This window comes from Mesorhizobium delmotii, assembly GCF_900149755.1.
Lineage (GTDB): Bacteria > Pseudomonadota > Alphaproteobacteria > Rhizobiales > Rhizobiaceae > Mesorhizobium > Mesorhizobium delmotii.
The window spans coordinates 1245720-1259386 of record NZ_FUIG01000013.1 but is presented as its reverse complement, the minus strand read 5'-3'; the positions used below and the strand labels follow the sequence as shown (position 1 = coordinate 1259386).

At 63.0% G+C, this 13667-nt stretch carries 14 protein-coding genes and 1 riboswitch; of the genes, 3 read left to right on the top strand and 11 right to left on the bottom strand.

What is annotated here, in order from left to right; translation table 11 throughout:
* Positions 1–34: 34 nt before the first annotated feature.
* Entirely contained in the window at positions 35–574 is a 540-nt protein-coding gene (locus BQ8482_RS07510; protein WP_123146884.1) for an Lrp/AsnC family transcriptional regulator, read from the top strand.
* A gap of 17 nt (positions 575–591) precedes the next feature.
* Here BQ8482_RS07510 and BQ8482_RS07505 read toward each other — a convergent pair whose 3' ends face one another.
* From BQ8482_RS07505 to BQ8482_RS07475, 6 genes are all read right to left on the bottom strand, one after another.
* A complete protein-coding gene (locus tag BQ8482_RS07505; protein WP_123147448.1) occupies positions 592–1428 on the bottom strand; it encodes a GNAT family N-acetyltransferase in 837 nt (278 codons plus the stop codon).
* A gap of 5 nt (positions 1429–1433) precedes the next feature.
* Entirely contained in the window at positions 1434–2180 is a 747-nt protein-coding gene (locus BQ8482_RS07500; protein ID WP_123146883.1) for an aspartate/glutamate racemase family protein, read from the bottom strand.
* A gap of 8 nt (positions 2181–2188) precedes the next feature.
* Complete coding sequence (locus BQ8482_RS07495; RefSeq protein ID WP_123146882.1) at positions 2189–3007, bottom strand: ABC transporter permease; 819 nt, start codon at positions 3005–3007, stop codon at positions 2189–2191.
* Positions 3008–3011: 4 nt separating this feature from the next.
* A complete protein-coding gene (locus BQ8482_RS07490; RefSeq protein WP_123146881.1) occupies positions 3012–3917 on the bottom strand; it encodes an ABC transporter permease in 906 nt (301 codons plus the stop codon).
* A gap of 254 nt (positions 3918–4171) precedes the next feature.
* On the bottom strand, positions 4172–5461 hold the full coding sequence (locus tag BQ8482_RS07480) for an ABC transporter substrate-binding protein (RefSeq protein ID WP_123146879.1): 1290 nt from the start codon (positions 5459–5461) through the stop codon (positions 4172–4174).
* Positions 5462–5495: 34 nt separating this feature from the next.
* Positions 5496–6584, bottom strand: coding sequence for an ABC transporter ATP-binding protein (locus BQ8482_RS07475; protein WP_123146878.1), 1089 nt, complete (start codon positions 6582–6584; stop codon positions 5496–5498).
* 262 nt (positions 6585–6846) lie between these two features.
* Here BQ8482_RS07475 and BQ8482_RS07470 point away from each other — a divergent pair, with 262 nt between their 5' ends.
* Complete coding sequence (locus BQ8482_RS07470) at positions 6847–7560, top strand: GntR family transcriptional regulator (RefSeq protein WP_123146877.1); 714 nt, start codon at positions 6847–6849, stop codon at positions 7558–7560.
* 169 nt (positions 7561–7729) lie between these two features.
* Here the strand turns inward: BQ8482_RS07470 and BQ8482_RS07465 are convergent, their stop codons facing one another.
* Positions 7730–8314 (bottom strand): HupE/UreJ family protein, encoded by a 585-nt coding sequence (locus tag BQ8482_RS07465; protein ID WP_165848450.1) that lies wholly within the window; start codon positions 8312–8314, stop codon positions 7730–7732.
* 40 nt (positions 8315–8354) lie between these two features.
* Between BQ8482_RS07465 and BQ8482_RS38035 the strand changes: the two genes are divergently transcribed.
* Positions 8355–8891 carry a hypothetical protein gene (locus BQ8482_RS38035; protein ID WP_165848449.1) on the top strand — a complete coding sequence of 179 codons (537 nt, stop codon included), beginning with the start codon at positions 8355–8357 and terminating at the stop codon, positions 8889–8891.
* Here BQ8482_RS38035 and BQ8482_RS07455 read toward each other — a convergent pair.
* The 4 genes from BQ8482_RS07455 to BQ8482_RS07440 form a co-directional block, all read right to left on the bottom strand.
* Complete coding sequence (locus tag BQ8482_RS07455; RefSeq protein ID WP_123146874.1) at positions 8888–10096, bottom strand: agmatinase family protein; 1209 nt, start codon at positions 10094–10096, stop codon at positions 8888–8890. The two genes, BQ8482_RS38035 and BQ8482_RS07455, sit on opposite strands and share 4 nt — an antisense overlap.
* A 12-nt stretch (positions 10097–10108) precedes the next feature.
* Positions 10109–10918, bottom strand: coding sequence for an ABC transporter ATP-binding protein (locus BQ8482_RS07450; RefSeq protein WP_123146873.1), 810 nt, complete (start codon positions 10916–10918; stop codon positions 10109–10111).
* Positions 10915–11739 (bottom strand): ABC transporter permease, encoded by an 825-nt coding sequence (locus tag BQ8482_RS07445; RefSeq protein WP_123147447.1) that lies wholly within the window; start codon positions 11737–11739, stop codon positions 10915–10917. The genes BQ8482_RS07450 and BQ8482_RS07445 overlap by 4 nt, the downstream gene beginning before the upstream one ends.
* A gap of 93 nt (positions 11740–11832) precedes the next feature.
* Positions 11833–12897, bottom strand: a complete 1065-nt coding sequence (locus BQ8482_RS07440; protein WP_123146872.1) for a putative urea ABC transporter substrate-binding protein — start codon at positions 12895–12897, stop codon at positions 11833–11835.
* Positions 12898–12997: 100 nt separating this feature from the next.
* Positions 12998–13112: riboswitch (guanidine-I (ykkC/yxkD leader) on the bottom strand.
* Between the last annotated feature and the right edge of the window lie 555 nt (positions 13113–13667).

Sequence of the window (13667 nt, the reverse complement as noted above, 5' to 3'; positions counted from 1 at the left end):
CGTATTAAATTCTGTATCAATAAGGAATTTCACCATGGATGAAGAAACAGATGGCATTCTGCAGAACAGGCCTGCTGCCCGCGATGTCGACGCAACCGACCGAAAGATATTAGGCGTTCTGGTCGACGACGCCACCGTCAGCTATGCCGAGCTCGGTGATCGCGTCGGCCTGTCGCCGCCGGCAGCGCACGAACGGGTGAAGCGGCTTCGGCGCAGCGGCGCCATCCGCAACACCGCGGCAATCATCGATCCCAAGGCGGTGCGCAAGCCGTTGCTCGCCTTCGTGCACATCGACACCAAGGGCTGGGGAAAGACCCCCGAACTGATGGCGATTTCCGAGCACCCCGAAGTCGAGGAGATTCATTCGGTGGCCGGCGATACATGCATGCTGATCAAGGTCCGCACCGAGGATACTCGGGCGCTCGAAGGCCTGCTGTCGCGTCTCTACGAAACGCCCGGCGTCACCTCGACGCGAAGCTATGTGGTTCTGTCGACCTATCTGGAGCGGCCGGTGCAGCCCGGGATCACGACGGAATGGCCGGCGCCCCGGCACATGGCCAAGCCGCTATATTAGGGCCACCCTGCGTCCAATCAACCAAGCTCCAGGGTCGTTATTGCAAAGACCCCGGATTGCGCTAACTGCGGCGCTTTTCCCCTGTACATTCGAGCCGTTTCGAAGCCCGGCTCGAGGCCGGCGGACGTCAGCCGAGCTGCAAATTGCCCGCTGGTCTCGGGCACGTCGAGATGGACATTTCCGGGTCCGGAGATGCCGGCGAGCGCGGCGAAAAGGCGACTTGCCGCGTCCAGGCTGTTGGAAAAAAGCGGCCCGATCTTGCAACCGTCCCGGCAACGGCGCGCGACGCCATATCCCTCGATCGCGCCATCCCTAACGATCGCCAGCGCCATGTGCGGCGGGCGCAGCCAGTGCTCCAGGAAGGATCGCCTCGGAGCGGGAAAGAAGCGGCTGTCGTAGTCCAGCACATTGGGTATGAGTTCCGGGTCTATGGCGCGAATACCACTGTCGGCGGTTGCCGGAACATCCGGCGATCCGACGAACCGGATCGTTCGGTAGACCGGCGCAAAACCCATGCTGCGATAGTTGGCCTGCTGTTCGACGACACCATCGAGGCCGATCGTGCGGTTGCCGAGCCGCGCCATGCCGGCGTCCCAGACTGCCTTGCCATGGCCCTCACCGCGCCGGTCCGGCCGACAGATGTAGAGGCCGATGAAACCGAAATCGTCGCCATAGGCCACAGCAGAAATACCGGCCACCATCTCGCCATCGACAAAGGCGCCGATGAAGCCCTCGGGATCCGCTGCCCGGAACGCCACGGCATCGCCAACACCGGGATTCCAGCCTTCCGCTGCCGCCCAGTCGACAAGGGTTTCCACTTCGTCAAGTGCGAGCGTTCTGATCGTTCGGCGCATTGCGGTCACTCGGCGGCAACAGATCCGGGGGCGAAGAATTTCAATGCGCCACGATAAGGCTTTGCCAGTGGGCTTGCATAGGCGCCACGCTTGGAGGTCGACAGGCCAAGCGCGATCAAGGCCTCGGCCTGCTTGACCGCGGCGCCGACGCCGTCGATGACCGGAACGCCGAACTCCCGCTGCAGCTCGGCGACGAGATCGGCCATGCCGGCACAGCCAAGCACGATGGCCTCGGCGCGATCCTGCTCGAGCGCGCACGCGATCTCGCCGCGCAGCTTCAGGATCGCATCGGAGGTTGGGTCTTCGAGCGCAAGAACCGGAATATCGGCGGCGCGCACGCGTGCCCGCCCCGCCATGCCATAGCGCTGCACCAGCCCTTCGACCGGCACGCGCGAGCGCTCGGTCGTGGTGACGACGGTGAAGCGCTGGGCGATGAACGAGGCCGTGCTGAGCGCTGCCTCGCAGATGCCGATGACCGGAATGTTGGCCATGGCGCGCGCGGCATCGAGGCCGGTATCGTCGAAACAAGCGATGATCGCGGCCTGCGCGCCCGAGCGCTCGCCGGCGGCGATCTCGACCAGCAGGCCCGGCACGGCAAGCGCCTCGTCATAGTAGCCTTCGATCGAAACCGGACCCATCGTCGAGGTCACCGCCACGATGTCCGTGCCGGCGCCGGCGACCAACCGCGCCGCCGCTGCAATGGTTTCGGTCATGCTGGCGGTGGTGTTCGGATTGACAACGAGGATCTGCACTGCGGTTCTCAAATACGCGCCCGGCGACGGCCGACATAGACGATTGCGCCGAGCGTCAGCAGGATCACCAGGAAGGAAAACACTGATGTCACGGTGCCCAGCGCATAGAGCACCGGCGTCGTGACATTCGTCGTCATGCCGTAGATCTCGAGCGGCAGCGTGTTGAACGTGCCCGAGGTCATCAGCGTGCGGGCGAACTCGTCATAGGACAGGGTGAAGCCGAACAGGCCGACACCGATCAGGCTGGGCGCGATCATCGGCAGGACGACATGCGCGAAGGTCTGCCAGGAGGTCGCGCCCAAGTCCCGCGCGGCCTCCTCATAGGCCGGCGAGAACCGGTTGAAGACGGCGAACATGATCAGCACGCCGAAAGGCAAGGTCCATGTCAGATGCGCGCCGAAGGCAGACGTGTACCAGGCGGGGCGGAAGCCGATCTGCTGGAAGACGACGCCGATGCCGAGCGAGATGATGATCGACGGCACGACCAGGCTTGCGACGGCCAGATAGAACAATGCGGTGGCGCCGCGAAATTTTTGGCGGAAGGCAAGACCGGCGAGAAGCGACACGACAACGGTCACGATCATGACCATCAGGCCAAGGATGAAGGAGCGTTTGAAACTGCCGCCGAAATCGCCGACTGCCTGGCGCTCGAACAGATTGGCAAACCAGTGCAGCGAAACGCCGTTCAATGGGAATGTCAGCCCGCCATTCTCGCCCTGGAAGGAGAGGATCAGGATCGCCGAGAGCGGGCCGTAGAGAAACAGCACGAAAAGTGCGAAGAAGGCCGCCAGCACGTAGAATTCGAAGGTGCGCTTGTCGTGGCTCATCGCCTCACAGCTCCTTGCGAATGTCGACGATGCGTAGGATGCCGGCGACCATCAGCAGCACCAGCACCAGAAGCACGACCGCGTTGGCGGCCGCTGCCGGATATTGCAGCAGCGACATCTGGTTCTTCATCATCAGCGCGACGGAGGCGCTCTGCCCGCCGGACATCACCTGCACTGTCGAAAAGTCGGCCATCACCAGCGTGACGACAAAGATGGTGCCGATCGCCATCCCGGGCTTGGCAAGCGGAATGATGACGTTCCACAGGACCTGCCAGCCGGACGCGCCGGCATCACGCGCGGCCTCGATCAGCGACTTGTCGATGCGCATCAGCGTATTGAAGATCGGCGTCACCATGAACAGCGTGTAGAGATGCACCATGGCGAGCACCACCGCGAATTCGGAATACAGCAGCCATTCGATCGGCTTCGGGATCAGCCCGATCTCAACCAGCGTCGAGTTGACCAGCCCGTTGCGGCCAAGCACCGGAATCCACGAAATCATGCGGATGATGTTGGAGGTCAGGAACGGCACGGTGCAGACCAGGAACAGCACCATCTGCATGGCTGTGGTCCTGATATGGAAGGCGAGGAAATAGGCGACCCAGAAGCCGATGAACAGCGTCAGCGCCCAGACGATGGCGGCGTATTTCAGCGTGTTCAGATAGGTTTTCCAGGTGACCCAGGAGCCGAGCGTGTCGGCGTAGTTGGTGGTCAGGAAATCCGGGTACATCGCCGCGAAATCGTAGTCCCAGAAGGAGACCACGGCGATCATCAGGATCGGCAGCAGAAGGAATGCGCCGAGGATCAGCGCCAGCGGTGTCGCCTGGAGGTAGGGGACGAGGTGGGCAAGAGACAGGCGTCGTCTGGCGGGTTTGGTAGCGGCTACAGGCTGGTCGAGAGCCACGGTCATCCGGAACAGCCCTGGAGTGACGCGGAGGGCCGATAATCTGGCAAGCTGTGATCCTTCGCGCCCCCCTCTGTCCTGCCGGACATCTCCCCCACTTGGGGGGAGATCGGCCGTCGCCGCTGCTTTCGCCAATCTCCAACATTGCAAGAAGAGGAGCCAACAACGAAGCTGCCAATCTCCCCCCAAGTGGGGGAGATGTCCGGCAGGACAGAGGGGGGCGCGAAGGAATGCAACATCTCAGCTATTGCTGCCTTGCGCTACGCAGCGATGAACTCGTTCCAGCGCCTCACCATGTAGCGGTCCTCGTCCATGACCGAGTTCCAGCAGGCGACCTTGCCCATGCGCTCGACGAAGGAGCCGCCGTCGCGCACGGCGCCTGCCTTCTCCATGACCTTGCCGTCCGGCGCCATGATATCGCCCTTGGCCGGCTTGCCGTCGACCCAGTAGCCCCATTCGTCCTCGGACATGAACTGCTTGGCCGTATCCATGGCGGCCGAGTAGTAGCCCTGGCGATTGAGGTAGGCGCCGACCCAGCCGGACAAGTACCAGTTGATATACTCGTAGGCGGCGTCGAGCTCGGCGCCCTTGAGATGCGCCGCCAGGCCAAGGCCGCCGCCCCACGAGCGATAGCCTTCCTTGAGCGGCTGGTACTTGCAGGCGATGCCCTTGGAGCGCACCGCCGCGACCGCCGGAGACCACATCGACTGGATGACCACTTCGCCTGAAGCCATCAGGTTGACGCTCTCGTCGAACGATTTCCAGAACGCCCGGAACTGGCCGTCCTGCTTGGCCTTGATCAGGAAGTCGATCGTCTTGTCGATCTCCTCCTTGGTCATGTTGCCCTTGTCGGCATATTTGATGTTGCCCATGGCTTCCATGATCATCGCCGCATCCATGATGCCGATCGACGGGATGTTGAGAATGGCGGCCTTGCCCTTGAAGGCCGGATCCATGATGTCAGCCCAGGTGGTGATCTCGCGCCCGACAAGGTCGGGGCGGATGCCGAGCGTGTCGGCATTGTAGATGGTCGGAACCATCGTCATCCACTGCGTCGGCTCCTTGGCGAAGGTCTTGGCGTCCTGCGCCTCGACGAAGCCGACCGTATGCGGCGCGGTGCCCTGGGCGATGACGCTGTCGGGCGTCAGCTTGCCGGTGATGAACAGCGGTACGATCTTGTCGTAATATTTCAGCTTCTTGACATCCATCGGCTGCATAACGCCGGACGGATACACTTTCTTGGCGATCCAGTATTCGATGTCGGCGATGTCATAACTGTCCGGCTGGGTTACAGCACGCTGGGCGGCGGCGTCGGAATCGGTCGCCGTCATCTCCAGCGTGATGCCGAGATCAGCCTTGCACTTGTCGGCAATGGCGTTGAGGTTCGACACCCCGGTGCCGAACTGGCGCAGCGTGATCGGGTTCTGCGCCCAGATCGTCGGGAACCCTGATATGGCACCCGAACCGGCGGCAAGACCGACGGCGGCAGCACCGGTCTTGAGCAGCGAGCGGCGGGAAATTCCTGTCTTCTTGTCGGTGGTGTTGGTCATGTCAGTTCCCCTGTTTTTGATTGGTTGTTCTGGTTCAGGAATCGAGACGGCCAAGGACGATCGCGTCCTCGGCGTCCCAGGCGATCGGCACCGCGTCGCCGACGGCGACCGGCTTGGCGAAGAAGCTGGTGTCGTCGACGATCACCGTAAAATCCTCGATGCCGGCGCCATTGACCGAGAGCTTCACGGTCGAGCCGCGGTATTCGACGTTGGAGGCGATGCCGGTGAAGCCCAGCCCGGTGGCCGGCGGATCACCGATCCGCACATGGTCGGTACGAATGGCGATATCGATCGGCTCGCCGATCGCCCTGCCCTGCCCGCTGGCCGCTAGCGAGGCGCCACCCGGCACATCGAAGACAACCATGCCGTCGCGGCTGCCGCTGACGCGGCCGGAGACGACGTTGTGATCGCCCATGAAACGGGCGACGAACGCGGTGGCCGGCCGCTCGAAGACGACGCGCGGATGCGCCGCCTGCTCGATGCGGCCGTCATTCATGACCACGATCAGGTCGGCGAGCGCCATGGCCTCCTCCTGGCTGTGGGTGACGTGGACGAAAGTGATGCCGAGCGAGGTCTGCAGCTTCTTCAGTTCCGCCCGCATGCGGATCTTCAGGAATGGATCGAGTGCCGATAGCGGCTCGTCGAGCAGCAGCGCTTCGGGGTCGGTGATCAGCGCGCGGGCCAGAGCGACGCGTTGCTGCTGTCCGCCCGAAAGCTGCGCCGGGCGGCGGCTGGCATAGCCCTCCATCTGCATCAGCTTCAGCATATCGAGCGCTTTGGCGCGGCGCTCCTCCTTGCCGACACCCTTCATCTTGAGGCTGAACGCAACATTGTCGACCAGGTCGAGATGCGGAAACAGCGCGTAGGACTGGAACATCATGGCGGTGCCGCGCCTGGCCGGCGGCAGGTCGGTGACCACTGTGTTGCCGAGACGCACGTCGCCGCTCGATATGCTCTCGTGCCCGGCAATCATGCGCAGCGTCGAGGTCTTGCCGCAGCCGGACGGCCCGAGCAGGCAGCAATAGGTTCCCGCGGGGATTTTCAAGCTGATGTCTTCGACGGCAGTCGTTGCGCCATAGATTTTCGAAACGGACACGATGTCGATTTCGGCGGCTTTGGACATCCGGCTTCCTCTCTAAATCAACTTAAGCAAAGCATCATGCATGCCAATTGCCCTGGATCGGCCGCAAGCGATTGAAACCTTGGGGAAATCGGGATTGCATCCGGCTGCCTGCCGAAACAGCATGCTTATGCAATGCACAAATTATAGGCGATAGCGGGCGATTCTCGCAAAAATCGTATGCAATCTTTTCTGACATCGTATTCACTTTGGCCCTCGTGCACGCGACCCGATTCAGGGTAGAAGGGGTGCAGGGACTACCATCATGAATATAGCCGACCAGACTTTCCCTGCTGTCGACAGTGCCAACGAGGATCGCGCCCAGACGATCCGCGACCAATTGCGCGACGCGATCGTCGATCGTCGGCTGGCGCCCGGAACCAAGCTGTCGGAAGGCGAGGTCGGCACTTTGTTCGATGTCAGCCGCACCGTGGCGCGCGCGGCGCTACAGATGCTTTCCTTTGAGGGATTGGTGCGGACCGAGCGCAACCGCGGCGCCTTCGTCGCCAATCCGTCGCCGGAGGAAGCGCGCCAGGTCTTTGCTTCGCGCAGGCTCATCGAACCCGGCATCGCAATCGCCGCGGCCGGGCGGATGACGTCGGCGCATGTCGTTGCCTTCAAGGCGCAGCTCGAGGAAGAAGGCCGCTTCATTGCCGAACGCGGACCGAGCGCAAGACGATCGGAGATCAAGGCTTCGGGCGATTTTCACCTGCTGCTGGCGTCGGTCGCCGGAAACATCATCCTCCAGCGCTTCATGGAAGAACTGGTCGCGCGTTCATCGCTGGTGATCGCGCTCTATGGCCGCTCGGGCGTCTCGAGCTGCGGCCATAGCGAGCACATGAATATCCTGGAGGCGCTGGAAAATGGCAATTCCGAACGCGCCAGCGCACTGATGCTGCACCACATCGACCATATCGAGGCCGACCTCGATCTGCGCATCAGGAGCGGTCCGGCGCTCAGGCAGGCGCTCGAGTTCTGACGCTCATTTCGACCGGAGGGACGCGATAACCGCGCCCTTCAAAGCCGCTCGGCACGGATCTTCAGGATCTGGTACAGCAAATCGCGAATGCGCCGCAGCCTCATCGACAATTTCTGGCTCATCTGCATTCCAGTTCTGTTTGCCGACTGCCTGCGCTTGATCGCCACACTCAGAAAGTTTGGGCCGCCATGGCCATTCCAACCAGCGAGGTGGCGACCCCCGCGGTGCGGACCGTCATCGGCCAACCAGCCAGCTTGACAGCGGACAGAATGCCGATCGCATGCAGCATCGACGAGCCGAGCATGAAACCAGCGGCGTAGGCGATGCCGCCGGCGCTCTCGGGAACCTCAAGGCCGTGGGCGTTGCCGTGAAAGAGGCCGAACAGGGCCGTCAATGCCGCCGCGGCGGCCAGCGGCAGCGGCCTGGCAAGACCGACCATGGCGCCGAAGACCACAAGCGACAGCGCGATGGCCGCTTCAAGGGAAGGCAGGCCGATGCCGGTCATGCCGAGCAAGGCTCCGGCGACCATGGCCGAGACAAAGGCCAGGGGGACAAGGACAATACTGCGCCCGCCGGCGCGAGCGCCAATGATGCCGACCGCGATCATGGCAAGCAGATGGTCCATGCCGAGGAGCGGATGTTCGAGGCCGGCGAAAAAGCCATGGATGTGAGCGCCGCCGCTATGGGCAAACGCCAGCGACGGTGTGACGGCGGCGAGGGCTGAAAGGATGCCAAGTCTTGCAAATGTTTTCATGGTTGTACCTGTTCGATGAGAGTGACGGGTTCTGGTTTCAGTGGCCGGGAACGGCGAATTGCGAAGCGGCGGAACGGTCTGCAAGGGCGCGCGCCGCGGCGAAGCCGAGCGGCTTTTGCTCATTGCCATCGTGATAGATGAAAGCGAGGCGGCGGCGGTGCGATGTCAGGCGCGCCGGCAGCGGGTGATAGGCGACGCCGGTGCCGCCGACGAGCGGCATGACCGCGCCGACGTCGACCAGATCCTCGGTTTCGACGCGCAAGAGATGAAGCCGCACGCCGTCCGCCGTCTCGCCGACAAAGGGTATGCCGGCCAGGCGCAGAAAGCTGGATGGGTCCGGCGCCCGTGCAAAGCCTTCGAGGAAGGCGGTTTCAACAAGGTCGAGGTCGACCGTCGCTGGATCGGCCGGCGGCTCGTGAGCCTGGTCCGGCAGATGCGGCGTCTGCCATTGCAGCGGCTTGCCCGCGGGCCCGTTGTGGCCGAGGACGTGCGGATGGTCATGATGGCCGTTCGGCCCGTGATGATGATGGCCATCGCCATGATCGTGACTGTGGTGGTGATCATCGTGCATGGTTAAAAACTCGCCGGTTTGTCGATGATGGATTTGTGCTTGCCGAGATTACCGTGGGCGACCATCGAGCCGAGCGCCTCGACGACGACCCGCACACCGAACAGCGCCGTAATGTCCGACGTGTCGTAAGGCGGCGAAACCTCGACCACTTCCAGTCCGCAAATGCCGGGTGCCGTCACCAATCCCAGAAGCTTGAGCGCCTCGCGCGGCAGGAAGCCGCCTGGCTCAGGCCAGCCCGTGCCGGGCACGAAGCCGCAATCGAGGCTGTCGACGTCGAAGGAGATGTAGACGGCGTCGGTGTCTTTCCATGCGAGTTCGAGCGCGATTTCCGCCGCCTTCTCGAGGCCCATCTGCTCGATGTCGGCAATGGTCAGCACGTTGGTGCCGCGTTTCCTCGCCTCGGCGACGCCGTAGCGGGGAACCTGCCAGCCGCCGATGCCGAGCTGCACGAGATTGGTCGCCGAGACGTTCGGCAGGTTGGTCGCCCAGTACCAGGGCGTGGTGTGCATGCGCTCGTCGAGATCCTTTTCCTGGATGTCGATATGGCGGTCGAAATGGATGATGCCGATGCGTTTCGAGGTCACGTCGGCGATGCCGCGCACGCAAGGGAAGCCTATCGAATGGTCGCCGCCCAGCATGATCGGCAACGCGCCGGACGAGGCGACATGGCTGACGCCCTTGGTGATCTGGTCGAAGCTCTTTTCGAGGTTGGCGGGAATGGTGAAGACGTCGCCGGCGTCGCACAGCGTCATCTGCTCGCGCAAATCGACGCCGAGCTCGTAATTGTACGGCGTGTAGAGCGCCGAGATGCGACGAATGCCTTGCGGCCCGAAGCGGGTTCCGGGCCGGTAGGTGGTGCCGCTGTCGAAAGGGATGCCGATGACGGCAGCATCATACTTGCCGACATCGCGGACATTCTCGACATAGGGCGCCTTGAGAAAGGTGTTGATGCCGGCGAAGTGCGGCAGCTCGCCGCGTGCGAATGTCGGGATCGACTTGTCGACGATCGACTCCGATCCCGGCAGGCCCATGTCGAGCGCCCATTGCTGCTCCTTGCGCCAGCCGCTTTCCGGCAGCTTGCCCTCGGCCTCGATCGATTTCCAGCCCTGCGTGCCGCGTGCGTCGAAATCCGGGTGGTGAAAGCGTTCCCTGGCCGCCCGGGCGACGAGCCCTGCACGGCGGTGGCTGCGTTCGGGGATATTTCTGGACATTCAAACTCTCCGTTACGACGCCGTCGTCGCCATTGCTGAATCCGGCCGGGTCGCCCCGACCATCGCGGCCACCTTGGCCAAGTGATGAGAGGAAGCCCGGGTCTTGCGATCGAGCTTCAGATCGTAGGTGATCGTCGCGCCGTAAGCGGACGGGAACTGCGGATCGTGGCGCACCTTGTCGAAGACCAGCACGCGGGTGCCGAGCTTGAAGGCCTCGCCGATATCGTGGGTGACCATCACCACCGTCATGCCGTGCTCGGTCCAGAGCTCGGTCAGCAGGTCGTGCATCTCGACGCGGATGCCGGGATCGAGCGCCCCGAACGGTTCGTCGAGAAGCAGGATCTGCGGACGGCCGAGCAAGGTCTGCGCAATCGCCAGCCGCTGCTGCATGCCGCCGGAGAGCGATGCGGGATAGAGGTCGCGCGCATGAGCAAGCCCGACCCGCGCCAGCATGGCTTCGGCCTCTTGCCTGGCCTTTCTGCGCCTGGCGCCGAAGACGCGGCCAAACGGCCCGCCCGAGCGAAAGTCTTCGACCAGCAGCAGGTTCTGCATGGCGGTCAGATGCGGAAACACCGAATAGCGCTGAAAGACGATGCCGCGCTGCGGCGTCGGCTCGGGCACGATCGGGCCATCGCCGACGATGACGACACCGCTGCTCTGCTGCTCCTGGCCGAGCAGAATGCGCAGGAACGTCGATTTTCCGCAGCCGCTGGCGCCGACCAGCGACAGGAATTCGCCGGCCTCGGCGGTGACGTTGACCCGCTCGAGCACCCGGGCATCGCCATAACTCTTCTCCAGCCCGTGAACGACGATGCGGCTCATCTGGCCTCCACCGGGTGCGCCCAAGGGGACATCGCTTGGGAAAGCCGCACCAGCAGCCAGTCGGTGATGACGGCAAGCAGCGTGATCCAGGCGACATAGGGCAGGATGACGTCCATCGAGAGATAGCGGCGGACGAGGAAGATGCGGTAACCCAGCCCTTCGGTCGAGGCGATGGCTTCGGCGGCGATCAGGAAAAGCCAGGCCGGCCCGAGTGCCAGCCGCACGCAAGTGATGAGGCGCGGCATGACTTGCGGCAGCACCAGCCGCAAGACCATGGTCCAGCTGTTGCCGCCAAGTGTTTGCGCCTTGGCCACCAACTCTGGTGGCAACTCCATCACCCGGTTGGCGATGTCGCGCACCATCACCGGCGCGACGCCGACGGCGATCAGTGTGATCTTGGCCGTTTCGCCGAGGCCGAGCGCGATGAACAGGATCGGCAGCAGCGCCAGCGGTGGGATAACGCAAACGACGGTGACGAACGGCAGCAGGAAGGCCCGCACCCGCGGGATGAAGCCGATGGCGATGCCGAGTGAAAGCGCGGCGAACGTGGCCACACCCACGCCCGCGAACAGCCTGAGGAGACTGGCATAGGTGTCGATCCACAGGATAAGGTCGCCCGAGCGCTTGTCCGGAACCGTCGCAAGGTCAAGAAAGGCAGACCACATCTGTGCCGGCGAAGGCAGCAGTTTGTCGCTGGGATTGATGGCCAGTCGTTGCGCCGAGGCGATGAGATAGGCGATCGCCACGAACAGGAACGGCAAGCCGCCGAGGAACAAGGCGCCGCCGCGCGAGACCTTCGCATTGATCCTGCGAAGGCGCACCTTCGGCCGTGGCCGGGAAGGGCGCGTGGTGCCCTCCCCGGCCGTCTCGGAGGCTTCATCCCTGGCACTCACTCCCTTGACCAGCATGTCGCGTCAGGGCGTTGCGGTTGCGGCCTCGGCCATGAAGGCTGGATCGAAACGCAGCTTGACGTTCTTGGCGTCGCCCAGCGTGGATCCGTCGGGAAAGCTCATGCCGACCATGTCGACACTCGTCGCGTTGGTGCCGAGAATGCCGTGGCTGAACAGGAAGTTGCGGACCAGATCCATCGTCTTCGGCAATTCGGTGCCGTTGGTGAACTCGACCGCCTTGGCGGGGTCGAAGAACATTGCCGTCGAAGCGAGCTGCGCGTCGAAGCCGGCGAGGTCGGTGCCGGACGCCTTGGCCATCTCCTCCTTGGCTGCCTTGCCTTCCGGCGTGTCGGAGGTCATCAGGTCCATCGCTTCGTACCACGCGCCGACAAGCGCCTTACCCAGCGCCGGATTGTCCCTCAGCGTCTCGGTGTTGACGACCATCAAGTCGATGATCTCACCGGGAATCTGCGAGGAATCGAAAACCTTCTGCGCACCCGGCATGGCGACGATCTCGGAAACCAGCGGGTTCCAGGTAACGACCGAGGTGACGTCGCTGGTGCCGTAGGCGGCGACCATGTCGGCGTCGGACGTGTTGACGACGGTGATGTCCTTCTCGGCGAGCTTGACCGTGTCCAGTGCCCGCGCCAGCAGGTAATGGGAGACGGAGAGCTCGACGAGATTGACCTTCTGGCCGGCAATGTCGGCGAGCGCGGCCTTGTCCTTGAGGATCACCGCATCGTTGCCGTTGGAGAAGTCGCCGATGATCAAGGCGGTGGTGTCGACGCCGCCGCCTGCGGGGATCGACAGCGCGTCCATGTTGGTCATCGAACAGCCGTCGAAACCGCCGGCCGTATACTGGTTGATGCTTTCGACATAGTCGTTGATGCGGGTGATCTCGACATTGATGCCGTTTTTTTCAGCCCATTTCTTCATGATGCCGCTGTCGGAGAGATAGCCCCACGGCATCCAGCCGACATAGATCGACCAGCATATCTTGAAGTCTTTCTTGGGCGCCGCGTCGGCGGCGGAAACGATGGGAAGGCTGAGTGATGCGGCTAGGATGATTGCGGCCAGCTTGCGAAGCATTGCGTACCCCTGTTCGCGATCCGGATTGCGACCGGACTTTATGTTGGGGCTTACGGAGCGCGCATCCGGGAGAGGTTCGCGCCAGCAAACCCGTGCAGGGTTCTCCCGGGATTTTGGCCCGCCGTGTTCCGCCGGATGCCTCAGTGCATCCCTGGCGGTCGCATCTCTTGGACCAGCACCGCAGTGTTGCGGCCGGAACCCTAGACGCTCTGCACGCCATCAACGAAGCAAGGAGCATGCCAAAGCCGAGTTGCGCCAAATGCCCGGCATTTGTGGAGCTGCGCGGCTTCGAGCGTTCGCACGAGTGACGCGAAAATCATCGCATCGCCGACGGATTGGGCAGTTTTTGCCTGATTGCTGCTAGTGGTCAAAATCTGACGCTTGCTTCCGGGGCCGTTAGCCCCCTCAGGGTGGGAAGGAGACCTAACTCACCAGCTCTCCGACGGCGCGTGTGCGCCATGAGCCGACATTTAGCTGGGATGCCGTGAATGTCGCGCTGCCGCCTTTACTGCGGACCTCTCTCGCCCAGCCGTGAACTGACGTTAAGTGGGAACCACCATTAGCGTGGCGCCGCTTTTTGTGGGAAAAAAACGCACACAATCTGGCTCATCTCGCTGCTAACACGATTGCTATCGAAACCGTTGGTGTTTATAAACGACACTGCTGGTGTCTATGGAGTCGGAATGGCGCTATCTGTCTACAACGCGGGTTATCCGATTGCTGAGGTTGGTCAGGCGCCTGCCGCCCCCGGGCATTCTTGTTGCGTTCCC